The following is a 23163-nucleotide window of genomic DNA, read 5'->3' as shown; positions in this document are numbered from 1 at the left end:
TATTAAAGAAAGTATAGGCATACTAATTATTTTTATAAATTAATAAAATTTGAATTGACTTTATAAGCAATTTTTTATTAAATAAATGTAAATAATAATATTATATTAAGGAGGAATTATGGAAAATTTTGATAATTCTGAAAAGAAAAAGAAATTTGTCCCAAGTATTGAGACAGAACTTAGGAGAAGACAAGTATCTGTTCCTGAAGTAACTTATAGGGCTAGTGGAATAAATTTTATGGGAAAGAGAATAAAATCGCTCATTTTTACTAATGATATCCCTATTATTGTTAACAACAATGCTCAAGCAATTATGTCTGTGTATCCCTTTACTCCACAACTTAAAATAGTATCTGCTATAATGGAAGTTGCATCAGTTCCAGTATTTGTTGGTATAGGTGGCGGAACAACATCTGGATTAAGAGTAGTGAATATTGGATTGCAGGCAGAACTTATGGGTGCAGCTGGAGTAGTAGTTAATGCGCCTATGTCCAATGATAATATAAAGGTAATTTCAAGGGCGTTAGACATTGCTGTCATAGCAACTGTTATTACTGAATATGACGACATTAAGGGAAAAGTAGATGCAGGAGCTAGAATTTTAAATATTGCAGGTGGCAAAAAAACTGCAGAACTAGTAAAGTATACAAGGCAGATAGTTGGAGATGAGTTTCCAATTATTGCAACAGGTGGTCACACTGATGAGCATATTCTTGAAACCATAGATGCAGGTGCAAATGCAATAACCTACACGCCTATGTCGAGTGCTGAAATTTTCTCAGAAGTCATGGAAAAATATAGACTTAACATGAAAGAGAAGGAGCAATAATAAGGAGAAAAAATGGAATTTGGAATTTTATCGATAGTTCCTCCAATAGTTGCCATTGCTTTGGCACTTATAACTAAAGAAGTAATCACTTCTTTATTAATTGGAATTTTATCTGGAGGACTTATCTACACTGGTGGAAATATTGTTGCCGCCTTAGAAACAGTTTTTGATTTAATGGGGACAAAGTTAGGCGACAATGCGCTTATGTTAGTTTTTTTGGCTATGCTTGGATCCCTTGTAATGGTAATGAACATGGCAGGTGGATCCTTTGCCTATGGTAAGTGGGCTAGTAAAAAAATTAAAAGCAAGAAAATGGCAAAGCTTGCAACATCTTTTCTTGGAATTTTAATTTTTATCGATGATTATTTTAACTGCCTAACAGTTGGCGCAGTAATGAAACCAATTATTGATGAAAATAAAGTGTCAAGGGCAAAACTTGCACATATTATTGACTCGACTGCAGCACCTGTATGTATACTTGCACCAGTTTCATCTTGGGCAGCATCTGTTGTTGCAGTAATAGGAGATACTGGAGTAAAAAATCCCATGAGCGTATTTCTTAGCACAATCCCTATGAATGTATATCCAATACTTACACTTCTTTTAATTTTATATTTTTGCACATCTGATATAGAAATTGGAGTGATGGAAAAATATGAACTTAACGATACATCAAGACTTGTTGAAAATGAAGATGTTGGATATAAATATTCAAAAAATGGAAAAGTTTACGATCTTGTGGTTCCAATTTTAGTTTTGATTTTTGTAACTATAATGATGATGCTAAAGACTGGCGGATTTTTCACTGATGGGGTAGGAGCGGCAGCTGCCTTTGGAGATGCAAATGTAAATTTGTCTCTTGTAATAGGAGCTTTTTTTGCAATAGTAATTTCTTTTTTACTATATATTCCAAGGAAACTTTTAAAATTTGAAGAATTTATGAAGGCAATAGTAGATGGAATGAAGACAATGGTTTCTGCAATAGTAATTCTTTCTCTTGCATGGACTATTGGAGGAATCACAAGTGATGAATTTTTAAATACTGGATCTTATATAGCATCGCTTATTTCTAATTCAACTATGCCTATGTGGCTTTTGCCTGCAATAATTTTTGTAGTGGGAGCATTTTTATCATTTTCAACAGGAACAGCATGGGGAACTTTTGGAATTTTAATTCCAATAATGGTGCCAATTTTGATGCACACAAATCACATGCACTATTTGACAATTGTACTTGCGGCAATTTTCTCTGGTTCAGTATTTGGAGATCACTGTTCGCCAATATCGGATACAACAATTTTGTCCTCAGCAGGAGCGGGTTGCGATCACATCGCCCATGTATCAAGTCAATTACCTTACGCAATTAGCGTTGGTGTATCCTCAGCACTTGCCTTTTTAATATCAGGAATAATAGGAAAGCCAGCACTTACACTTCCAATGGGAATTTTAGTTCTTGCAGTGATTGTATTTGTATTGAGAAAAATGACGATAAAAAAATATTTAAAAAATGAAAATTAATTTTTAGGGCTAACTGGGAAGTTAGTCTTTTTTATTTAGTTTTATAAAGGCTTAATTTTTGTGAAAAATTTTTATTTTATCCTTTAAAAATTTCTTTAATGTGGTATATATTTTAAATAAGAAATACAAGGGGTGCATTATGAGCTTTCAAATTGAAAAGAAAAATATTTTAGATTACGAAGTTGACGCAATAGTAAATGCAGCAAATAAAGAACTTAAAAGAGGCGGTGGAGTATGTGGACAAATATTTGCAAAGGCAAGGGATGAAGAATTAGAAAAAGAATGCAATAAACTTGCGCCTATAAACCCTGGTGAATCTGTGATTACAAAGGGTTATAATTTAAAGGCAAAATATATTATTCACGCTGTTGGACCAATTTATTTTGATGGAAACCAAAATGAAAGGAAAATTCTTGAAGCTGCATATAGATCTGCACTTGAGCTTGCTGTGGAAAAGAATTTAGAGAGTGTAGTATTTCCACTTTTATCATCAGGAGTTTATGGATATCCATTAGATGAAGCAGCAGAAGTCGCAGTATTTACAATAAGGGATTTTTTGAAAAATCATGATTTAGACGTTTCCATTTCAGTACTCAATGACAATGTTTTAAAAGTTTTAAAAAAGAAAAATAAAGAGTGGTTAGAAAAATAAATTGATTAGCTTTTGTGATTTAAAAGATAGTAAATTTATTGTATATGTGAAGATGTAGACTGGAAAAGAATTGATGGAGTTTTAAAATAAAATTATTATAAATTACTTTTATTAATTTTTTGGAAGGTTAAATAAAAATATTTTGTATTATTTTTGAGATGTATATAAACTCTGCATTTTTATTTTACTAAAGCTTATATATTTTAAGACGAGAGATTTTGCATACATAAGAAATATAATTTTATTAATATCTTTTGCTATATTATTAATTAATTATATTTTGAAAGGTTACAAACACATTATTATATTAGAAGTTTTATTTTAGCATATTAAGAGCCTTATGAATAAGATCCTTTAAAATTAAAGGCAAAATAAAAGATAGCCGTCATTGTGACAAGCTATCTTTTATTTTAGTAGAACAATCTTTTTATTTCGTTTCTCATTCGTATTTTGCTCGCATGGTAGGCAACTTTTCCTGCTCTCTTTGGGTTTAAGAGGGGTATTAATTTTAGCTTTCTTCTCTTCCTTCTTTTTGGCTTTATTAATTTTATAAAAACTATTAATTTTATTAAACTTGATAAATTTTTCATATTTGCTCCTATTTTTTCTTACTTTTCTTTGTTATATCTGTAGATTTTTTTACTTTTTCTTTAGCTTGTTTTTTTGATTTTACATTTGATGAATTGTCCTCATTCTCTCCAAATTCATTGTACCATTCTCTAGTGTGGACATCACAGTGTTCTTTTGGAACAGTCATGTAATCATCTGGATAAATTCCATAGTGAGCCTTTGCATCATAAGGTTTTTCTCTTTCAAAGCGAACTGAATATAGCACGGACTCACTTGGACAAAATTGTGTTGCAAGTTTATTTGAGTCTTTGCAGATTAAATACTTCTTAAATAAATTGTCTTGTTCTGTTGGTTCTGTACCAGAAATAAATTTTTCTCTATAAGATGCGTTGGCATAGTCACTCATTTTTGTGGCAAGTTTTCCGCTCTTTGATGAAATAGATCGTGTAACAATATAGGATGGATCTTCTTTAAAAGTTTCGCCCTTGCCTAAATTTTTTACCATTCTATTAAATAATTCTATTGCAGAAGACTTGTCAGATGAGAGGGAAATTTTTGGCGAGTCTGCACCAATCCAAAGGGAAATTGTATGGCTATTTGTAAAGCCATTTACAAAATAATCTGAATTAGTTTTGTTTTGACCAAGATATGCTCCAGTTTCCGACGAACCAATGTGAGCGCCAATTGCGTTACCTCTATTTTTATTTGAAATAAATACATCCTTTAAAAGATGAGATGCCTTTTCGTCAAAAAGTCTTTTCTCCTTGTTACTATTGTCAATGATTATATTGCCACTTGGATCTTCTATTTTTAAAATGGCAGTTTCTTCTTTGTATATTCCGTCATTTGAAATTGTTTGATACATTTTTGATAAATCAGAAAGTGTTATGCCAACTTGCATATTTCCAAGGGCAAGGGATTCTAAATTCTCGTCATGTTTCTTTTTATTTTCGCTGTGATTTATAAAGTAGTCATCGCCATTATCTTTTATAATTTCAAATTTTTTTAATACATCAATAGCCTTGTCTTTTCCAATTTCATCTAGAACTTTTGCCGCTATAACATTGGAAGAATTTTCCATTGCAAGTCGAAGAGTCATTAAGCCCTTAAAGGAATTGTAATAATTATGTGGCCAGAACAATCCATCATAGGTAGTTGGCACATCGTCATAGACATCTCCAAGAGTTTTACCATCTATAAGAGCAGGGAGGTATACGCTAAAAGGAGTAAGAGCAGAGCCAGGTTGTCTGTAAGATTCTGTTGCACGATTTAAAATTTTTGCGTTTTTAGTCCTAACATCTAGTCCGCCAATTATTCCCTCGACAAAACCACTTTTGTTGTTCACTACAATCATTGCAGATTGAGGTTGCATTACAGGATTTGGATTGAAGTTAAAATATTTATTTGAAATAATTAAATTGTCATTTTCAATTTTATAAAAATCGGGAAAGGCCTTTAAGTAAGAACCATCGATAATCAAATAATTATTTTTTAGTTCACAAGAACCTTCTTCGATTTTTAGAGCACCGATATCATAAGTGTTTAAAATTTTATTTTCGTCAAGAACATAGGCATCAATTATGTCGATTTTTTGGCCCAATTCTTTAAAATAAAGGCTCTTTATTTTTAAATCACCATGAGAGGAGATGCTATAAGATGATTTTGGAATTATAAAATTAAAATTTTCATCTAAAATATTATTTTTTGCAAAATATAAAATTTCGTCGCCAAAAACAATATTATTTACGCTGTCGAAACTTAAATTCAACATTCTGCTGCCGCCACTCGATGATCTGTTGAGCAAAAAGTTCTTAAAATTTTCGTATTTATCTTCTAAATCTTTTTGAATGTCTTCATCAATTGTAGAATAAACTTTGTAACCGCCAGTGAAAAGTTTATGCTCGCCTTCTTCTAATGTTGTCTTGTAAAAATCAGCTAAGTACCTTGAAGCTTCCTTTTTTATGTAGTCAGTGGAGTAGGTACTCATTGTGTGATTTTTAAAATTTCGAGGGTTAAGGGCACTTACAATGTCATAATTTTTAGCACGTTCATATTCTTTATCATTAATATAACTTAAATCGTGCATTCTCATTAAGACAATTTTTTGCCTTTTGAAGGCATCGTCGTTTAGTACCATGTAGAGATCTTTTCCGTCGATTTCTCTAGTGCCAATTACTTTAAAATCGTCCTTTAAGTATTCTTCTGGAACAGATTTAAAGGGAGAATAATTAGTTGGGGACTTTGGTATTCCAGCAAGTAGTGCAGCCTCAGCAATGTTTAAATCAACGGCATCCTTTGAAAAATAAGTTTGCGCAGCGGCTTCAATGCCATAGGCGCCTTGTCCTAAATTTATTCTATTTAAGTAAGCTTCTAAAATTTCATTTTTATCTAGCACATCTTCCACTCTTAAGGACAAATAAGCTTCTTGAATTTTTCTGCCAAGAGTTTTTTGATTTGTTAAATAAACTGAACGAACGAGTTGTTGTGTAATAGTAGAGCCACCACGCATAAGGGACCTTGACTTTATATTTGCGGCAATAGAAGATGCAATGCCAATTGGGTCTAGACCTTTGTGTTTATAAAACCTGTGGTCTTCAATTGCTATAAAGGCATTCTTTACATTGTCGGGGATGTCATCTATATCCACGAGAGTTCTATATTCAAGTGATTCAATTTTTTCAATTAAATTTCCATCCTTAGAATAAATATAGGAGCTCTGATTAAAGGAAGAACTCAAATTATTTAAATTTGTGGTAGGAGTTTTTGAAATTATTGAAACAATAAGTGCTGAAAAAAGTGAAATAAATAAAACAAAAACTAAAAGCAGGATTAGAAGTGCAATTTTAATTTTTTGAGTTTTATTTAAAGTTTTAAAATTATATTTTAAGATTGCAAAATTTTTCATAATTACTCCTTTTTTTAATTATATCATTTTAGCGAGCCAAATACTATTATGGGAGTTTTTTAATCTTAGCATTATGTAGTATAATATAAATATGGATAATGTTTATTTAGAGAATTTAAATTCAAATAAAAAATTAGAGAGAGTAATTATTGTGGGTACTAATATTGGCGCTTACCCTCACAGCTTAGAGACGTCAATGAAGGAGTTGTCCGATCTTGTCTTTGCAGATGGTGCAGAGGTCGTAGGTGAAGTTACGCAAAATATTTATAAATTTAATCCAAAATATTTAATTGGATCTGGAAAGGTTGACGAGATAAAGGAAATGGTTAAACTCCTGGAAGTCGATGCCGTTGTTTTTAACGATGAACTCTCTGGGATTCAAGTAAGAAATTTGGAAAAGAGAATAAAAAAGAAGGTAATCGACAGGACAAATCTAATATTAGATATTTTTGGACTTCGAGCCACAACTTACGAGGCAAAGCTTCAAGTTGAACTTGCAATGCTAGAGTATCAATTACCTAGACTTCTTGGCATCGACGGATGGTCAAGAACTGGTGGTGGAATTGGTACAAGAGGTCCTGGTGAGCAAATTATTGAAACCGATAGAAGAAGGTTAAGAAGAGAAATCGACAAGATTAAGGAAAAACTTGATAAGGCAAAAAAGACTAGAGATACTACTAGAACTAGAAGACTTGATAGCAACACTCCCATTGTGTCACTTGTTGGCTATACAAATGCAGGAAAGTCCACGATCTTAAATAGATTAAAGGAAGAAGACTCTGGAGAGGTTTCTGTAAGAAATATGCTTTTTGAAACTCTAGATCCATCTTCAAGAAAGGCGAGACTTTTGTCTGGACGTGAATTTATAATATCTGATACCGTTGGTTTTGTTTCAAAACTTCCGACAAAACTCGTTGAAGCTTTTAAATCAACTCTTGAAGAAATAAAATATTCGGATTTAATTCTTCATGTCATTGACGCATCAAGTGAAGATTTAGAAATTCAGTACAAAACTACTATGGATATATTAAAGGATATTGACGTATTGGATAAAAATATAATCACGGTTTTTAACAAGGTGGACAAGGTAAATGTATATGACATAAATTTACCTCTTCGAGTTCTTCCAGATAAAAAAGTGTATATTTCTGCAAAAAAAGATGAAAACATGGATAAACTGCTAAAAATTATAGAAAAAAATCTCGAGGAAAAATATTTTGATGTAAAATTAAAATTTACTTATGGCGATACAGGTCTTTTATATAAGCTAGTAGAAAAATTTGATGCAAAGCCTATCTATGAAGAGGATGCTATTTATTTGGAATTAAGGCTTAATAAAGGCGAATATGAAAAAGTAAAGGATTATGTTGCAAATGTATAATTCGATTTTAAAAAATGGCAAAGCTGAAATAGAAATAAAAAAATCTATTTTCATTGGACGAGCTTTTTTTGTAAAAAGTGAAGATGAAGCCCTTGAAATTTTAAAAGATATTAAAGAATTAGAGAGATCTGCAACGCATAATTGCCACGCTTACATTATTGGAGAAGATGGACTTACACAGAGATACTCTGACGACGGTGAGCCTAGTGGCACAGCAGGCATTCCTATGCTTGAAGTATTAAAAAAAGAAGAAATGAAAAATGTACTTGTAATTGTAACTCGTTATTTTGGCGGAACAAAACTTGGCGCAGGTGGACTTGTCCGTGCCTACACTGATGCAGTTGTAAAGGCACTTGATGAATCGGAAAGAGTTGTGAGAAAAATTTTCACAAGGACAAAAATAATTTACGACTATACTTTTCACGGTGCTATAATAAATTTACTTGCCAATGAAAACTATAAAATCATTGAAGAAAATTATACAGATAAAGTTGAAGTTACAATTGACATTGGAGAAGATAAAAGTATTTTAGATAAGATAAGAGATATGACAAGTGCAAACTTTAAAATTGAAATCTTAAAAGAAATAGAACTCCCAACAATTGGTGGAAAAATTATTTATTAGGAGAAACTATGGATTATAAAAAAGTTACAGAAGATTTAGTAAAGTGGACAGAAAATTATGCAAAAAAAGTTGGCGCAAAGGGATTTGTCTTTGGGCTTTCAGGTGGAATTGACTCGGCAGTTGTGGCGGCAATAGCAAAAAGAGTTTTTCCAGAAGATTCTCTTGGACTGATTATGCCCTGCGATAGCATTGATAAGGATAGAGAAGACGCCCTAAAAGTTGCAAAGGCAATTGATCTTGAAACAAAGACAGTTGATCTTACAAGCACTTTTTATGAACTAATGAAGGCATCCTTCACATCAGAAAATAAGATGGCAAGATCAAATATTAAGCCAAGACTTAGGATGACAACATTATATTATTATGCACAAGACCTTGGATATTTAGTCCTTGGGCCATCAAATGCAAGTGAATGGTATCTGGGCTATTCGACAAAATACGGCGACTCTGGTGCAGATTTAATGCCTATTGCAAATATTTTAAAGACAGATATTTTTGAAATCGCAAAGGAACTTGGACTTCCAGAATTTGTAATAAATAAAAAACCATCAGCAGGACTTTGGGTGGGACAAACTGACGAAGATGAAATGGGTTTTACTTATGAAGTTCTCGATTCCTATATAAGGGGAGAAAAAATTCCTGAAAAAGAAGTAAAAGAAAAAATTGATAGAATGCACAGAAATTCAGCTCACAAAAGATCTATGGCTCCAAGTTTTAAATTTTAAAAATTTTATAAGAGAGATTATTTATGGGAAATCATCAACTTAGAAATTTGTCAATTTTATTAATTATAATGGCGATTTTTGATATTTATAAATATTTTACTTCTGGAATAGTGGTTTCAGATTTAATTTACAAGTATATTTTTGTCATAGGAGTATTCTTAATCACTTGCTTTATCATTTATGTAATTTCAAGGAGAAATGGTTAATTTAAAAGATTACATCAAAGGTTTCTTAGTTTTTTTGTTTAATTAATTCTAGTTAGGAAATTTTATATTTATAAATTTGGTACTTATGATGGACAAAAACTTGTAGTTACCCTAATAGTCTTTGCCTTGTACCTTTTAACCTACTTTGGAGTAGAAAAATAAAAAAGAAATTTAAAATTTTTCTTAATAGTATTAACTGGTATTAACTGCTAAGGGATTTGAATTATTAAAATTTACAAAAAATTTACTACTATTTTTAATGCGATTTGACTTAAATATTATATTGTTTAATAAATAAGTATGATATTATGTAAAAAATTTCGTTGGGAGCAGCTACAGGTAGCACAATAGTTACAGGATAGCGTATGTAGCAGAAAGAATAGTTTGGAACATTGGCCGAGAGTTTATTGGACTCAAAAATTATGGACATTTAATTTTAGAGATACCAGTCCTATCTATCCAAGTTGGATTTCAGGTGATAAATATAGGTATAAAACATACTTTTATTCAGATTCAAATAGAAAGGAATTAATAGGCATAACAGATTATTGTGATTGTTAATGAGAAAAATATTTAAAACTTTTAGCCTTTTAGCTTTATTAATGCTAATATTTAATATTTATTATTTTTATAGAAATGATTTTTTGAATATAAGCCTAATAAAACATGATATTTTTATACTGTTAGTATACGTTATATTCTCACTATTTTTATATAAATTTAAAGGGTAGATTCTGAAAATAATGAAATATTTATTAATTTGAAAAAAACACTTGACTTTAAATTTTTGTATAGTTATAATAGTATTTATAAAATAATAAATGCCATGAAAGAGAAAAAGATATTTAATGAGTCTTAAAGAGAGTGGGGATGGTGAGAGCCCATAGATAAGTTAGTATCATATATTCACTCTTAAGCATGAAGATTGAACACGAGTAGATCTTTACGGCAGTCACCGTTATCATAGACTAGAGATTGTCAGATCTTTAAAGAGGAAATATTTTTATTTCGAATTTAGGTGGTACCGCGAATCCTTCGCCCTATGTTGGGCGAGGGATTTTTTTATTATTTTAAATAATTTTTTTTGGAGGATAAAAATGAAGAATTTAAAGAAAATGGTTAAAATTGTTTTGGTAGGTGCCCTTGCTGCATCTCTTGTTGCTTGCAGTACAGATAAAAAGGCGGAAAAAAATGATGAAAAAATAAAAATTGGAGCTATCCAATATATTGAACACGTGTCTCTTGACAATGCACTTAAGGGTTTTGAAGATAGACTAAAAGAAGAGGGAATTGATGCAGAAGTTGAAGTGGAGAATTTGCAAGGAGACCAAGCTTTAACAACTACTGCGCCAAAAAAATTTGAAAAGGACGAATACAAATTAGTTTATGCGATTTCAACACCAGCTGCACAGGGAGCAAAGACAGCTCTTCCAAATAAAAATATTATTTATTCTGCAGTTACAGACCCAGTGGAAGCTGGTTTAATTGAAGCGCCAGATAAAATTACAAATATCACGGGAGTAAATGATGCAGTTTCTGCAAAGAATCAAATCGAATCCTTCCTAAGGATTTATCCAAATATAAAAACTATTGGTACAATTTTTTCTACTAACGAAGCAAATTCAAAGGTACAAGTTGAAGCTTTAGAAAGTGCTTGCAATGAGCTTGGGCTTAAACTTGAAAGTGTTGGAATAAATAATATTAACGACATTGGTCAAGCTCTTTCAACTTTAACTGGAAAGATTGATGCTTATTATGCACTTACTGATAATACTGTTGCTTCAGCTGGACCAATAGTTGCTGAAAACTTATTAAAGGTTAAAATTCCATCAATTTCTGCGGAAGAAGGACAAGTTTCAAAGGGACTTTTAATGAGTGAAGGCGTGGACTACTATGAGCATGGAAGACAAGCAGCGGATCTTGCAATAAGAATTTTAAAGGGCGAAGACATTAAAGATGTTCACGCGGAAGACAATAAGACTGCAAAGAAAAAAGTAAATGAAAAAACTGCTAAGGCACTTGGACTTGACCTTAATAATGAAAATTTAAAGGATGCAGAGATTATAAAATAATTTTCATAACAGAAAAATTTAAAACTAAATAAAAATTTTGGGATAAAAATAAAAAAAGGCTTGACTTTGTTGTGCTACTAAATTATAATCATATTAATTTAAAAAAAAGCGTTGAAAGAGAAAAAAGAATTTTTGATGATTTAAGAGAGTTGCCGCTTGGTGCGAGGCAATACACAGAAGTTTAATATACACTCTAAAGCTTATTTGTTGAATTTAGTAGGCAAGTACGGAAGCCACCGTTAACTGAGGCTAGAGGTTGTTAGACCTTAAAATGAGGTAATCTTTTTAGATTATAAAATCGGGTGGTACCGCGAAGTCAGTCTTTCGTCCCAATGTGGATGAAAGATTTTTTTTATTTTATGGAGGTTTTTATGAAATTTAGAAGAGTATTTGTTTTAGTTTTATTGTCACTATTTTTGGTTTCTTGCTCAGGTGCGAAAAATGGAAAGCCAGCAGAAGAAACTACGACAGAAAGTGCAGAAGGTGCAAAAAAAGTTGGAATAATTCAAATTGCCGACCACATTGCCCTTGAAAGAGCAAGAGAGGGATTTGTTGATGAACTTGAGAAGACAAATCCAGATGTGGAAATTATTTCTAAAAATGCAAATGGAGATCTTACAGTTGTTCCGTCAATTATAAAGTCTTTTCAAGATAAAAAAGTTGATTTGATTTATGCAATAGCAACTCCAGCAGCACAAGGTGCAAAAAATGGCGAAAAGGAAATTCCAATTATTTTTAACGCTGTAACTGATCCAGAAAGTGCAGATTTGCTAAAAAATCTTGAAACACCAGAGGGAAATGTAACGGGAGTAAGCGATTATTTTTCAATCTCAGCACAACTTGAAGAAATGATTAGTATCTTCCCGGATATAAAAAATATTGGAGTAATGTTTTCTACTAACGAAGCAAATTCAAAATTCCAAATTGAAGAGCTAAAGAAATCTGCAGAAGGTTTTGGACTAAATGTAGTTGAAGTTGGAGTAAATAATATTAATGACGTATCAACGGCAATAAAGACAATTGAGCCAAAGATAGACATATTTATGGCTATTACAGATAACACAGTTTCATCTGCATCAACTATTATTGCAGAAAGCTTAAGGGAAGCAAAAATTCCTTCCTTTGCATCAGAAGAAGGACCAGTTGAAAATGGAATTTTAATTAGCTCAGGTGTGGACTATGCAGACCTTGGGAAGAAAGCAGCTGGTATGGCAAGTGAAATACTTGGCGGTAAAAAAGTAAGTGAAGTTCCAGTTTTATTTTCAACAGACACTAGAAAAGTTGTAAACAAAAAAACTGCTGAGGATTTAGGACTTAGCAAAGATGAAAAGTTGATGAAGGATGCAAAGGTAGTAGAATAGATTTAAAATTAGGAGGAAGAAAGTTGAATTCAGTAATAATGGAATCCATTGTTATGGGACTTATATTTTCCATATTGACAATAGGAGTAGTAATAACATTTAAAATTTTAGATTTTCCAGATATGTCTGTTGAAGGGACCTTTCCACTAGGAGCTTTTTCTTTTGCGAAGATGCTAACTCTAGGGATAAACCCAATACTTGCGATGGCAGTTTCATTAATTGCAGGAGGTATTGGCGGGTATATAACTTATATATTATTTAGAAAATTTAAAATTCAAGCAATACTTGCTGGAATCCTTACAATGACATTTTTATATTCAGTGAATTTAAGAATTACTGGCACGCCAAATGTTACTTTCTTTGATTTCAAAACTGTTTTTCAACTTTTTGAATCTGTGCCAAAGATTTTAATTCTAATAATTATTACAATAATTATAAAAATTGTTCTAGATTGGTTTTTAAAAACAGAAAAGGGATATTTGCTTTTAGCAACAGGAGACAATGAAACTCTAGTAAAAGCCCTTGGCAAAAATCCTGACAAGTACATTGCTATAGGTCTTATAATTTCAAATGCACTTGCAGCATTAGCAGGAGCACTTATGGCACAATCAAATGGATACGCAGACATTACAATGGGTCAATCCATAATAGTATCAGCACTTGCATCAGTAATTATTGGCGATGCCTTTTTAAAGAATTCAAACTTTTTAAATAGAACTACAAGAGCGATAATTGGCGCTATAATTTATAGAATTATATATGGAATTGCACTATACATTGGACTTGCTCCAAGCGATTTAAAGGGAATAACTGCAATAATAGTAGTATTCTTCATAGTTTATAACAATGTTTCATCAAAGGGACTATCTGTATTAAAGGAAAAGAGGGAAGAAAATGCTAGAAATTAAAAATATATCAAAAACTTTTTACAAGGGAATGGATGAAGAAAATCAAGTATTTGACAACTTTTCCCTTGAAATCGAAGAAAATAAATGTGTTGCTATTTTGGGACCAAATGGATGTGGCAAGTCCACACTATTTAATATGATTAGTGGATCACTAAATCCAGACTCAGGAGAAATTTTATTAGACGATGTCGACATTGCAAAATTATCTGAAGACAAGAGAGCAATTGACATTGGAAAGGTAAACCAAGATCCCTCAAAGGGAGTTTGTCAAAGCTTAAATATTTTAGAAAATATGTCAATGGCATTTAAGAAAGGTCATAAATTTACTTTTAAAAAATTGATTGACAAAAATAATAATGAAAAGATAATTGAAAAATTAAAGAGCATTGACCTTGGACTTGAAAATAAATTAAAGACGCAAGTAAAATTCCTATCAGGTGGTCAAAGACAATCACTTTCACTTTTAATGGCAACAGTAAAAAAACCAAAGATACTTTTACTTGACGAACACACGGCGGCTCTCGATCCAAAGACATCTAAGATAATAATGAATAAGACCAATGACCTTATTAAAAAAGAAAAAATCACAACACTTATGATTACTCACAACTTGAAAAATGCAATTGAGTATTCTGATAGAATTATTATGTTAAATAAGGGAAAAGTTGTACTCGACATACTCCCAAGTGAAGTTACAGAAGAAGAACTAAATAGAATTTACAATGAAAAAATCGAAGAATCAAATAATTTAGAATCAGAAAAATCAGAAAAATTAGAAAATTTAAAACAAATAAAAAAATTTGCTTAATATAGTATTCATAAGAATGATTACATTAAAAATCCTACCCAGTGAAGGGTAGGACTTTTTATTTTATTATTTAATATTTAAGTTCTTTGCTTGAATAAATTGAATAAGTCAATACTATCATTAGCACGAAGATAATTGCATTTGCAATTAAACCAATTAGGTTTAGATCTGCACTCACGAAGCTATATGGGCCAAAGACCTCATTAGGGAAGTAAGATATAACTATTTCAAAGGAATCTCCAATAACTTTTCCTACTATTGTAAGTAATACAATTAGAAATACAAAAAGTGCGGCAATTGCATCTTGGTGTAGAGAAGATTTTGATATTGCAGAGAAGAAGAAGCCAATGGACATAAACACAAGACCGGCGCCAAGTAGTCCAATAAAGACTTTTAAAACTGCTTCAAAAATTTCAAAACTTGTTATTTGTATAGCTCCATCTCCAACAATTCCTATTGAAGAAATTCCAAGGACAAGTCCCACTGTTGCAAGTGCCATTATTATTAAAAATAAAATATAAATTAACAAGTTGGCAGCAATTTTACCAGTTACAATTTCTGACTTTGAAATTGGATTTGAATAAATGTATTCAATGTTACCAGAACTTTGTTCCTTTGCAAGAGAATTTGCTCCAAGTTGCATTGCAAATATAAAAATTAGGACTGCAAGATAATGGTAAACAAGTGCAATGTAGTCGCCAATGTTTACTATATCAATTCCATCGTAAAGCCCTAAAATATTTCTAGCAGGCTCGTTAAAACCTTCTAACACTGAGTTAAACAGTGAGTTCATTTGAGATTCTGCAAGGAAGGGATAAAAGGCAAGCATAAGTCCAAGTAAAATTATTAGGACGATTGCCCAAGATATCATCTTTGCAAAATTTGATTTAAATTCCATATTAAATATCATTTTTATCCTCCTTTATCTTTGTCTCTTCTGTTACATTGAAGACGTCATCAGAGGTTTTAAAAATAATTGTTTCATCAGATTTATTTTCATCTAAATTTTCTTTAGTTGATTCAACTTCATCATTCATTTCATTAGGAACAACTTTATTGTAGTCGTCATCTACAAAGAGATTTGTCTTTGTATTGTGGATTATATCTTTTTCAGAGTTTTCTAATTTTACGCCTTCCACTTCAGTGAAATTATTTTCGCCTTCATTAACTTTTATCGTGCCTTCTGTTACTCCATTGATATTAGAAGTTTCAACTGAATTTGCAGAAATTTTTTCTGTTGAATTTTCAGCTACTCCTTTATTTGGTGCTTCAGTTTTTTTCCTAGGAAGTTTTGCATTTTCTCCCTTGTAGTAGGCATTTATTTTATCGCTTAATTTTGCATCTTCAAGCACATAATTTTCAAGAGCTTCCTCGTAAATCACCCTTGAAAGTTCAGGAAGTGCTCCGTCAAAGTATAGCACAGTTTCCTCTTCATCCTTAATAACTCTTGCACCTATTGAAGTAAAGTAATTTAAATTTCCCCTATAAGAGTCAATTTTTAAAACTTTATCTTCAGCAGCTTTTACATTATTGTATTCAATATCTTGAATTTTACCATCAGATAGGTAAGCGATGCGTTGAGAATATTTTTTTGCTTCTCTTAGTGAATTAGATAGAAGTAAAACAGTTAAACTTTCTGTTTCATTTAATTTCTTAACATGAGAGAAAAGTCTATCAATATCCTTTTCTTCCAAAAATTTAGAAGGACTATCTAATATTAAAAGCCTTGGTTTAACAACAAGAGCATTAATAATAGCAAATAGTTTTCTTTCTCTATCTCTTAAATCACAAATTCTTAAATTTGAATTAAATTCAAAATAATCACAGAGAGCATCAATATCTTCTGTGTTAGACATACTACGTGTACTAAGTGTCTTTTTTAATAAAGTATAAGATTTTATCTTTGAATCGAAAATCATATCTTCAGGTACGAAGGACACAGTTTCTTTTATTTCTTTTGATTCTTTAAAGGAATCCATATCATAAACCCTAATAGATCCGCTACCGGGTTTTAAGTATCCCATAATAATTTTTGCAAGAGTTGTTTTTCCGGATTTTTCTGTTCCAAGAAGAGAGAAAAATTCGCCATCTAAAATTTCTAAATTTAAATTAGATAAAATTTTTTCTTTGCCCTTGCGTTTTGTCAGGTCATTTATGACGATGGCACTCATACTGTTCACCTCTTTAATAATTGATAAACTCATTATACAATAAAAAACAGCTAATTAAAAGGATATAAAAATTATAATAAAGTGCATTGCTTTTATTTAATCTAGTGATATAATAATAAGTAGATGAATTACATATTTAGCAAAAAGAAGCGATAAATCTTAAGGAGTTTTTTTAAGAAAAAGAAAATTATACCTTTAATATTTTTGGTAAGTTCTTATTTGGGAATATTTATATTGCTTGCAATGTTAACGAGTGTTTTGCCAGGAATGGCAAGAGGAGAGATTTTAATAGATAAGGATACTGTAATGCGATTTTTTGTATTATTTCTAGCTTTATTGCTTTTGGGATATATTTTTGCTTTATCTATGGATAATAAAGGAAATAATATTTTTTGAAAATAAATAAATACATATCGGGTTTCGTTTATGTATTGTTTATATTTTTTATTTTGTTTAGAAGAATAAATAATTTTTATCCAAGGATTAATATTATTCCATTTAAATCTATTGTAAATTATCCTTACGATTTCATAACTATGACAGATGAATTAAGCTATTTTTCTTTTTTTTAAATTTATAATATTGCCAATAGTTTACTTAATTCCAATTTTTATTTTAATTTTAAAAAAGAACAGTAAAAATTATCTTAAAGTTACTTTTATCATTGTTGTTTTATTAGAAGTAATTAAGTTTTTATTATATAAAAATTTTAACGTAGACAATATATTGTTTGGAATATTATCATCTATACTAACCTTTGAAATATTTCAAAAGTTTTGTTTTAATAGCAATAATGCTATTAGTATGTTCTTTTAGTATATTTGCTTTAGAGAATGAAGTTGATAATGAAAAGAAAGTGACGATGGTATTTTTAATTGGACTAGTAGAGAAGAGAGGATGAACTCTGATGGTTCATTAGACTATTCCTTCTATTAAGAATTAAGATATGAAAAGATGATGCCTTATGGTGGACATAATCAATATGATGCTTATGATGTTTATATAGATACAGAAAAGGGAGCTTTAGTTAGCTTTAAGAAAAAGGGTATAGAGAAAGAGGAAATTTCTTTGAGAAGTTTTAGCCAAACTAGAAATCCAATTTCAAAAGATAAAGTCATAAGAATAGCAAATGAATTCTTAAGAAAATACAATAAAGGGGAAATTCAAGAAGTTAGTGTTGAAACTGCTATTCCTAATAAAGATTTTTTTAGGCTGATGGATGGAAAAGAAGAAACTGAACCTGTTATTATAAGTGAAGAAAACTTAGAAGATCAAATAATTAAGGAAGTTTATATCCTAAAAAATGAAAAAGTAGAAGTGTATGTAGATTTATATTCTGGAGAGATTGTTGGAGGAGAGTTGTATCTATGATAATGCAGGGGCAGCATCTATAAATGATGACGCTATCCCTTACCCAAGAGAGTCTGTAACAGATGCTCAATCAGGACTAGCTAGAATGGGTTATGACTTAGTAGGGGGATATTTTAGCTATAATTATTTATGGCAATTTTGGAATTCTCCTTCTAGTAGTAAATCAGTACGTCAGGCTGCGCTCGATGCGGCAAATAAAGTACCTGAATACTGCCCAATTAGATTTTTCGGAAATCGAAGTTATAATGGATTTTATTAGAGTTTAGCAGGAGGACGCTATGATAAAACAATCGTTAAAAATTTTATTTATCTTCATACTGGGGGTATTTCTTATCCCCAGTATATCCCAAGCAAAAAGTAAAGAAATTTATGCAGTAAAGTGTGAAATAAATTATTGCGGAGAAGATATCCAAGCTTTTTATATGAAAGATGCCCTATTCATTAAATTAAGGGATTTCCTAGATTTTTTCGACAAACAAAATGATAGTTTTGTGAATTATGATAGCAAATCAAATAGCGTAATGTTAAATATCCAACCAAAGATGTTGAAAATGAAGAATTCCATTAAAATTAAGCCTGTAAAATCTGATAAAAAAATAAAGATTTTTAATTCAAGTCATAAATTAATTGCTTATTCAAAAGAAAATAAAGATAATGGAAAGAAACAAGAAATTAAAGGAATGCAGATGTACTTGATTAATGGAGATAACTATGTGCCTTTAAAAGAAATTTGTGAAATTTATAAAATTCCAATGAGTCAAAAGAGTGAATATATAACTTTAAACACAAGTGAAATAAGCAAAGTAAATGATAAAAAATTTACACTTGATAACAAGACTATTGGATGTCAATCTATGAATATAGAAGTAATTACAGATGAAGATCTAAATATTAAATCTTTTATTGTAATAGGTAAGTTGAAAGAAGATATTTTGGACACAATCATAAAAAACATTAGTAGTCAAGGACCAGAAGACCCACTAAAAAACGAACCATATAAGGGAACGGTTATAGTAAATATAAAAGCTGATAAGGATGATGATATAACCTTCACATTTATTCCAGAAAATAAAATTGGGGAAAAATATTATGTATCATATGGAATAGGTAATGGCAAAACTAAATACAAGAACCTGAGTGTTAATGTAGGAGAAAAGATATTAGGTCTGCTAAATGGTTCTAAATAAAATATAATTTAAGTGTTAATCATAATAGTGTTAGTTGTAAAGACTGACACTATTTTTTTATTAATAGACCTATGCTTTTTAATTATGATATAATTTTAATTTGAATGGAGGTTTTCTAATGAAACTTGGAATCGTAGGACTGCCTAATGTAGGCAAGTCAACTTTATTTAATGCTCTTACAAGTGCTGGTGCTGAAGCTGCAAACTATCCCTTTGCAACTATTGAACCAAATATTGGAGTTGTAAATGTGCCCGATGAACGATTAGATGTCCTTGCAAAATTAAGCAAATCACAAAAGATTGTTCACACAAATATAGAATTTTATGATATAGCAGGTCTTGTTAAAGGTGCAAGCAAGGGCGAAGGACTTGGAAATCAATTTTTATCAAATATTCGCGAAGTTGATGCCATTGTTCATGTGGTAAGATGTTTTGATGACGAAAATATTATTCATGTTGATGGATCTATTGACCCTATTCGTGATATTGAAAATATAAACTTGGAATTAATTTTTTCTGATCTTGAACAAGTTGAAAATAGATATTCAAAGGTTGTAAAAAAGGCTAGGGCAGAAAAATCTCTTGCAAAGGAAAGAGATCTTTTGGAAAAAATTAAAAATGCTCTTGAAAAAGGTAAGGCTGCAAGAGAAGTTGAACTTGACGAGGAAGAAGAAAAAATTATAAAAAATTATTCTCTTCTAAGTGCAAAACCTGTAATCTATGTATGCAATGTTTCTGAAGAAGAATTAAACAAAGAAGACAATGAATATGTGAAAAAAGTAAAAGAGTATGCAGAAAAAACTGGCGATGAAGTTGTTGTAATCTCTGCAGAAATTGAAGCTGAAATTGCTACTCTTGAAGATGATGAAAAGAAACTTTTCCTTGAAGAACTTGGTCTTGATTCATCTGGATTAGACAAATTAATTAAGTCGAGTTACAAACTTCTTGGTTTAATTTCTTTTTTAACTACTGGTGAAATGGAAACTAGAGCATGGACTGTTAAAAAAGGTTCAAAGGCGCCAACTGCTGCTGGGAAAATCCACTCTGATATGGAAAGGGGATTTATTAAGGCTGATACAGTTAGCTATAAGGATTTAGTTGAGTCAGGCTCTGTTGCTTCTGCAAGAGAAAAGGGACTCATTAGAAGTGAAGGAAAGGATTATGTCGTTGAAGATGGCGATGTAATTGTATTTAAATTTAATGTATAGGTGATTTATGATTAAAATTGTTTCTATGGATTTAGATGAAACTCTTCTAAGTACAGATAAGGTTATGACAAAGAGTTTTGAACCCTTTGTGGAAAAACTGAAATCTAATAATATTATTCCCGTAGTTGCTACTGGCCGTGAATATTATTCTGCTCACAAATTTGTGGGAAAGAATGTGGACATCGACCTCATATGCAATAATGGAAATGTAATTAGGAATAATCTTACTGGGAAAGTTGAGTATGTAAATCCAATTAGTAAAGAGGATTTAAAAAGAGTAATGAGTTTTGATGATAAAGACAATATCTACACATCACTTCATATTGAAAGAGATGATGGAATAGATCTTGTTTACAAGAAAAAGAATTTTGAAAGCTTTGAAGGTTCCTATGTCGATGCTTTTAAGGGAAGAAATCTTGTAGTAGATGATTTTGAAAGTATAAAGGGGAACCCACTTTCAATTGTATTTGCTGGAAATCATGATGATTTAGTTGCTCTTAGGAATAGAATGAGAGATGAAATTTCTGATAGATTTAATTTTCACATTATGAAAATTAGAAGAGAGCCAAAGTGGATGCTTGAAGTTTTACAAAAAAGCGGCGACAAATTTTTTGGGATAAGAAAATATGCGGAAAATAGAAATGTGGATTTAAAAAATGTTGCTGCTATTGGCGATGATTCCAATGATGTAATGCTAATAGAAAATGTTGGACTTGGAATTGCAATGAAAAATGGAGTAAAGAGACTTATAGAAGTTGCAGATGTAGTTTCCCAATACGACAATGACAATGATGGAGCAGTAAAAATTTTAGACAAGGTTTTATTTGGTGATTAAATGAATATTAACTGGTATCCAGGTCATATGAAAAAGACAATTGAGGATATTGAGAAAAAATTAAAACTCGTAGATTTTGCAATAGAGATAATTGATTCTCGCATTCCCTTCTCAAGTAGAAATCCTCTTTTTGACGACCTTTTAAAAAACAAAAAAAGACTTTTAATATTTAATAAGTCAGATTTATCAAATCCAAAATTAAATGAAGATTGGATGAAAAGAATTACTGATGAAAATAATTTTGCGATTTCTTACAATGCAATGAAGCCAAATGTGGCTTTAGTCGTAAAAAAATCTGAGGAATTAATGTCTGAAGAGATAAAAAAATATGAAGATAAGGACCTTAACAAGGGACCACTTCGTGCAATGATTGTGGGCATACCAAATTCTGGAAAGTCAACTTTTATAAACTCAATTTCTGGCACAAAATCTGCAAAAACTGGAAATAGGCCGGGAGTTACAAAGACAAATCAGTGGATAAAAATTCACTCAAAGCTTCACCTATTAGATACGCCAGGAGTTTTGTGGCCAAAGTTTGAAGAAAAAGTTGGACTTAACCTAGCCTTTACTGGTGCGATAAAGGATGAAATTATGGATAGAGAAACTCTCTCTTTAAAATTAATTGAAAAATTAAAAAAGATTGCACCGAAGTCAATAGAAGAGAGATATAAAATTTCTAATGTCGAAAATATGGAGCCAATTGAAATTATGGAGGAAATTGGAAAAAATAGAGGTGCACTTATGCGTGGCGGATTAATAGATTATGAAAAAGTTTCTGGAATTATTTTAGACGAGTTTAGGAAGGGAACTCTTGGAAGAATAACTTTGGAGGAACCAGATGAATTTTTATAAATTTGAAGATGAATACTACGACAAGGGGTACAAAAATATTTGTGGAATTGATGAAGTTGGAAGGGGATGTCTTTTTGGAGATGTAGTTTCTTGTGCAATTATTATGCCAAAGGACGAGTACATCGAGGGAGTAGATGATTCAAAAAAGTTGACGCCTAAAAAAAGAGAGGCACTTTATACAAAAATTTTGGAGTCTTGCATTGCCGTTGGAATTGGAAGGGCAAATGCAGATATTATCGATAAAGTAAATATAAAAATGGCTACTCACATTTCCATGATAAATGCTCTTGAAAATTTGCGTGATAGGGAAAATAAAAAGGTCAATGCAGACTGTGTTTTAATAGATGCCGAAACTATAGAAACTGGGGTTTTTCAACATGCAATTGTTAAGGGCGACGAGTCTTGTTATTCCATTGCCTGTGCCTCAATTATTGCAAAAGTTTATCGAGATGACCTTTGCAACAAGTGGGCGGAGAAATATCCTCATTATGGAATCGAAAAACACAAGGGCTATGCTACAAAATATCATAGAGATGCTCTAAAGGCTTATGGTCCAACGGATATGCACAGAAAATCTTTTTTGAAGAATATGAAATTATGGTAGGACACAATTTATTTTTTGGCAATCGTGGAGAAGACATTGCCACAAAATTTTTGGAGAAGAAGGGTTACCCAATTTTAGAAAGGAATTATAGAGCCCTTGGCACAGAAATAGACATAATAGCAAGGGATAAAGATGAAATTGTCTTTGTTGAAGTAAAATCTCGAAACTCGAGAAAATATGGTGATGCCTGCGAAGCTGTCACGGAATTTAAAATGCAAAATATAATTCAAACTGCCACGGCGTATATTATGGAAAAAAATCTTTACGACATAATGGTTCGCTTTGATATAATTGAAATTTATTTTAATGAAAAGGAAATCAATCACATAGAGTCGGCATTTATGCTTTCATAAACTAGGTAAATCCTAGTTTTTTT

23 protein-coding genes and 2 other annotated features are annotated in these 23163 nt (G+C 31.1%); of the genes, 19 read left to right on the top strand and 4 right to left on the bottom strand.

Translation table 11 applies throughout. From position 1 onward, the window contains the following. The first annotated feature begins 118 nt into the window (after positions 1 to 118). The 3 genes from BIV18_RS03405 to BIV18_RS03395 all read left to right on the top strand — a co-directional run bounded on the left by BIV18_RS03405 (position 119) and on the right by BIV18_RS03395 (position 2999). Positions 119 to 829 (top strand): beta/alpha barrel domain-containing protein, encoded by a 711-nt coding sequence (locus BIV18_RS03405; RefSeq protein WP_075659304.1) that lies wholly within the window; start codon positions 119 to 121, stop codon positions 827 to 829. Positions 830 to 841: 12 nt separating this feature from the next. Continuing rightward, the gene (locus BIV18_RS03400) at positions 842 to 2347 is read left to right on the top strand and encodes a Na+/H+ antiporter NhaC family protein (RefSeq protein WP_075659303.1); all 1506 of its coding nucleotides are present in this window, start codon (positions 842 to 844) and stop codon (positions 2345 to 2347) included. Between the two features lie 139 nt (positions 2348 to 2486). Further along, the gene (locus BIV18_RS03395; RefSeq protein ID WP_075659302.1) at positions 2487 to 2999 is read left to right on the top strand and encodes a macro domain-containing protein; all 513 of its coding nucleotides are present in this window, start codon (positions 2487 to 2489) and stop codon (positions 2997 to 2999) included. Positions 3000 to 3409: 410 nt separating this feature from the next. On the opposite strand, the gene BIV18_RS03390 is transcribed toward BIV18_RS03395, so the two are convergent. Continuing rightward, positions 3410 to 3589: a hypothetical protein gene (locus BIV18_RS03390; protein ID WP_075659301.1), complete on the bottom strand. Its 180-nt coding sequence runs from the start codon at positions 3587 to 3589 to the stop codon at positions 3410 to 3412. Positions 3590 to 3597: 8 nt separating this feature from the next. Further along, positions 3598 to 6474, bottom strand: a complete 2877-nt coding sequence (locus BIV18_RS03385) for a transglycosylase domain-containing protein (RefSeq protein WP_075659300.1) — start codon at positions 6472 to 6474, stop codon at positions 3598 to 3600. Between the two features lie 91 nt (positions 6475 to 6565). On the opposite strand from BIV18_RS03385, the gene hflX reads away from it, so the two are divergent. The 8 genes from hflX to BIV18_RS03345 all read left to right on the top strand — a co-directional run bounded on the left by hflX (position 6566) and on the right by BIV18_RS03345 (position 14560). Then, positions 6566 to 7855 carry a GTPase HflX gene (gene hflX / locus BIV18_RS03380; protein WP_075659299.1) on the top strand — a complete coding sequence of 430 codons (1290 nt, stop codon included), beginning with the start codon at positions 6566 to 6568 and terminating at the stop codon, positions 7853 to 7855. Then, entirely contained in the window at positions 7848 to 8480 is a 633-nt protein-coding gene (locus BIV18_RS03375; protein ID WP_075659298.1) for a YigZ family protein, read from the top strand. Before hflX ends, BIV18_RS03375 begins: the two co-directional genes overlap by 8 nt. A gap of 8 nt (positions 8481 to 8488) precedes the next feature. Continuing rightward, positions 8489 to 9205: an NAD(+) synthase gene (nadE, locus tag BIV18_RS03370; RefSeq protein ID WP_075659297.1), complete on the top strand. Its 717-nt coding sequence runs from the start codon at positions 8489 to 8491 to the stop codon at positions 9203 to 9205. Positions 9206 to 9228: 23 nt separating this feature from the next. Beyond that, positions 9229 to 9411 (top strand): hypothetical protein, encoded by a 183-nt coding sequence (locus BIV18_RS03365; RefSeq protein WP_075659296.1) that lies wholly within the window; start codon positions 9229 to 9231, stop codon positions 9409 to 9411. 817 nt (positions 9412 to 10228) lie between these two features. Beyond that, positions 10229 to 10457 (top strand) — a binding site (T-box leader). 51 nt (positions 10458 to 10508) lie between these two features. Further along, positions 10509 to 11483 (top strand): ABC transporter substrate-binding protein, encoded by a 975-nt coding sequence (locus tag BIV18_RS03360; RefSeq protein WP_075659295.1) that lies wholly within the window; start codon positions 10509 to 10511, stop codon positions 11481 to 11483. A 102-nt stretch (positions 11484 to 11585) separates the two neighbouring features. Continuing rightward, positions 11586 to 11818, top strand: a binding site (T-box leader). A 36-nt stretch (positions 11819 to 11854) separates the two neighbouring features. Next, positions 11855 to 12844 carry an ABC transporter substrate-binding protein gene (locus tag BIV18_RS03355; RefSeq protein WP_075659294.1) on the top strand — a complete coding sequence of 330 codons (990 nt, stop codon included), beginning with the start codon at positions 11855 to 11857 and terminating at the stop codon, positions 12842 to 12844. A 23-nt stretch (positions 12845 to 12867) separates the two neighbouring features. Then, complete coding sequence (locus BIV18_RS03350; protein WP_075659293.1) at positions 12868 to 13752, top strand: ABC transporter permease; 885 nt, start codon at positions 12868 to 12870, stop codon at positions 13750 to 13752. Then, positions 13739 to 14560 (top strand): ABC transporter ATP-binding protein, encoded by an 822-nt coding sequence (locus BIV18_RS03345; protein ID WP_075659292.1) that lies wholly within the window; start codon positions 13739 to 13741, stop codon positions 14558 to 14560. Before BIV18_RS03350 ends, BIV18_RS03345 begins: the two co-directional genes overlap by 14 nt. A 70-nt stretch (positions 14561 to 14630) precedes the next feature. Here BIV18_RS03345 and BIV18_RS03340 read toward each other — a convergent pair whose 3' ends face one another. Beyond that, positions 14631 to 15470 carry an ABC transporter permease subunit gene (locus BIV18_RS03340; RefSeq protein ID WP_075659291.1) on the bottom strand — a complete coding sequence of 280 codons (840 nt, stop codon included), beginning with the start codon at positions 15468 to 15470 and terminating at the stop codon, positions 14631 to 14633. Then, the gene (locus BIV18_RS03335; protein WP_075659290.1) at positions 15460 to 16731 is read right to left on the bottom strand and encodes an ATP-binding cassette domain-containing protein; all 1272 of its coding nucleotides are present in this window, start codon (positions 16729 to 16731) and stop codon (positions 15460 to 15462) included. The genes BIV18_RS03340 and BIV18_RS03335 overlap by 11 nt, the downstream gene beginning before the upstream one ends. Positions 16732 to 17685: 954 nt before the next feature. Here BIV18_RS03335 and BIV18_RS03330 point away from each other — a divergent pair. The 8 genes from BIV18_RS03330 (at position 17686) to BIV18_RS03295 (ending at position 23140) form a co-directional block, all read left to right on the top strand. Then, on the top strand, positions 17686 to 18102 hold the full coding sequence (locus BIV18_RS03330) for a hypothetical protein (protein WP_075659289.1): 417 nt from the start codon (positions 17686 to 17688) through the stop codon (positions 18100 to 18102). Then, complete coding sequence (locus BIV18_RS03325) at positions 18080 to 18361, top strand: hypothetical protein (RefSeq protein ID WP_075659288.1); 282 nt, start codon at positions 18080 to 18082, stop codon at positions 18359 to 18361. Before BIV18_RS03330 ends, BIV18_RS03325 begins: the two co-directional genes overlap by 23 nt. Before the next feature lie 19 nt (positions 18362 to 18380). After that, positions 18381 to 19289, top strand: a complete 909-nt coding sequence (locus BIV18_RS03320; RefSeq protein WP_075659287.1) for a hypothetical protein — start codon at positions 18381 to 18383, stop codon at positions 19287 to 19289. 118 nt (positions 19290 to 19407) lie between these two features. Next, positions 19408 to 20496 (top strand): redox-regulated ATPase YchF, encoded by a 1089-nt coding sequence (gene ychF / locus BIV18_RS03315; RefSeq protein WP_075659286.1) that lies wholly within the window; start codon positions 19408 to 19410, stop codon positions 20494 to 20496. A 7-nt stretch (positions 20497 to 20503) separates the two neighbouring features. Then, positions 20504 to 21331 carry an HAD-IIB family hydrolase gene (locus BIV18_RS03310; protein ID WP_075659285.1) on the top strand — a complete coding sequence of 276 codons (828 nt, stop codon included), beginning with the start codon at positions 20504 to 20506 and terminating at the stop codon, positions 21329 to 21331. Further along, positions 21332 to 22183: a ribosome biogenesis GTPase YlqF gene (gene ylqF / locus BIV18_RS03305; RefSeq protein WP_075659284.1), complete on the top strand. Its 852-nt coding sequence runs from the start codon at positions 21332 to 21334 to the stop codon at positions 22181 to 22183. It begins immediately after the preceding gene. Then, a complete protein-coding gene (locus BIV18_RS03300; RefSeq protein WP_075659283.1) occupies positions 22170 to 22787 on the top strand; it encodes a ribonuclease HII in 618 nt (205 codons plus the stop codon). The genes ylqF and BIV18_RS03300 overlap by 14 nt, the downstream gene beginning before the upstream one ends. After that, on the top strand, positions 22781 to 23140 hold the full coding sequence (locus tag BIV18_RS03295; RefSeq protein WP_075659282.1) for a YraN family protein: 360 nt from the start codon (positions 22781 to 22783) through the stop codon (positions 23138 to 23140). The genes BIV18_RS03300 and BIV18_RS03295 overlap by 7 nt, the downstream gene beginning before the upstream one ends. Positions 23141 to 23163 lie beyond the last annotated feature (23 nt).

The organism is Peptoniphilus grossensis (genome assembly GCF_001940285.1).
In the GTDB taxonomy this organism is placed as follows: domain Bacteria; phylum Bacillota; class Clostridia; order Tissierellales; family Peptoniphilaceae; genus Peptoniphilus_A; species Peptoniphilus_A faecalis.
Note: the sequence above shows the minus strand (reverse complement) of the source record. Positions and strands in the feature narration are given on the sequence as shown.

Bases quoted from the DNA above. Each gene is read 5' to 3' on its own strand.
- BIV18_RS03320 (WP_075659287.1), top strand. From the start codon at position 18,381: ATGATAAAACAATCGTTAAAAATTTTATTTATCTTCATACTGGGGGTA.
- BIV18_RS03405 (WP_075659304.1), top strand. From the start codon at position 119: ATGGAAAATTTTGATAATTCTGAAAAGAAAAAGAAATTTGTCCCAAGT.
- BIV18_RS03295 (WP_075659282.1), top strand. From the start codon at position 22,781: ATGGTAGGACACAATTTATTTTTTGGCAATCGTGGAGAAGACATTGCC.
- BIV18_RS03330 (WP_075659289.1), top strand. From the start codon at position 17,686: ATGATGCCTTATGGTGGACATAATCAATATGATGCTTATGATGTTTAT.
- ychF (WP_075659286.1), top strand. From the start codon at position 19,408: ATGAAACTTGGAATCGTAGGACTGCCTAATGTAGGCAAGTCAACTTTA.
- BIV18_RS03395 (WP_075659302.1), top strand. From the start codon at position 2,487: ATGAGCTTTCAAATTGAAAAGAAAAATATTTTAGATTACGAAGTTGAC.
- BIV18_RS03385 (WP_075659300.1), bottom strand. From the start codon at position 6,474: ATGAAAAATTTTGCAATCTTAAAATATAATTTTAAAACTTTAAATAAA.
- ylqF (WP_075659284.1), top strand. From the start codon at position 21,332: ATGAATATTAACTGGTATCCAGGTCATATGAAAAAGACAATTGAGGAT.
- BIV18_RS03310 (WP_075659285.1), top strand. From the start codon at position 20,504: ATGATTAAAATTGTTTCTATGGATTTAGATGAAACTCTTCTAAGTACA.
- BIV18_RS03390 (WP_075659301.1), bottom strand. From the start codon at position 3,589: ATGAAAAATTTATCAAGTTTAATAAAATTAATAGTTTTTATAAAATTA.
- BIV18_RS03335 (WP_075659290.1), bottom strand. From the start codon at position 16,731: ATGAGTGCCATCGTCATAAATGACCTGACAAAACGCAAGGGCAAAGAA.
- BIV18_RS03365 (WP_075659296.1), top strand. From the start codon at position 9,229: ATGGGAAATCATCAACTTAGAAATTTGTCAATTTTATTAATTATAATG.
- BIV18_RS03345 (WP_075659292.1), top strand. From the start codon at position 13,739: ATGCTAGAAATTAAAAATATATCAAAAACTTTTTACAAGGGAATGGAT.
- hflX (WP_075659299.1), top strand. From the start codon at position 6,566: ATGGATAATGTTTATTTAGAGAATTTAAATTCAAATAAAAAATTAGAG.
- BIV18_RS03400 (WP_075659303.1), top strand. From the start codon at position 842: ATGGAATTTGGAATTTTATCGATAGTTCCTCCAATAGTTGCCATTGCT.
- nadE (WP_075659297.1), top strand. From the start codon at position 8,489: ATGGATTATAAAAAAGTTACAGAAGATTTAGTAAAGTGGACAGAAAAT.
- BIV18_RS03340 (WP_075659291.1), bottom strand. From the start codon at position 15,470: ATGATATTTAATATGGAATTTAAATCAAATTTTGCAAAGATGATATCT.
- BIV18_RS03375 (WP_075659298.1), top strand. From the start codon at position 7,848: ATGTATAATTCGATTTTAAAAAATGGCAAAGCTGAAATAGAAATAAAA.
- BIV18_RS03355 (WP_075659294.1), top strand. From the start codon at position 11,855: ATGAAATTTAGAAGAGTATTTGTTTTAGTTTTATTGTCACTATTTTTG.
- BIV18_RS03360 (WP_075659295.1), top strand. From the start codon at position 10,509: ATGAAGAATTTAAAGAAAATGGTTAAAATTGTTTTGGTAGGTGCCCTT.
- BIV18_RS03300 (WP_075659283.1), top strand. From the start codon at position 22,170: ATGAATTTTTATAAATTTGAAGATGAATACTACGACAAGGGGTACAAA.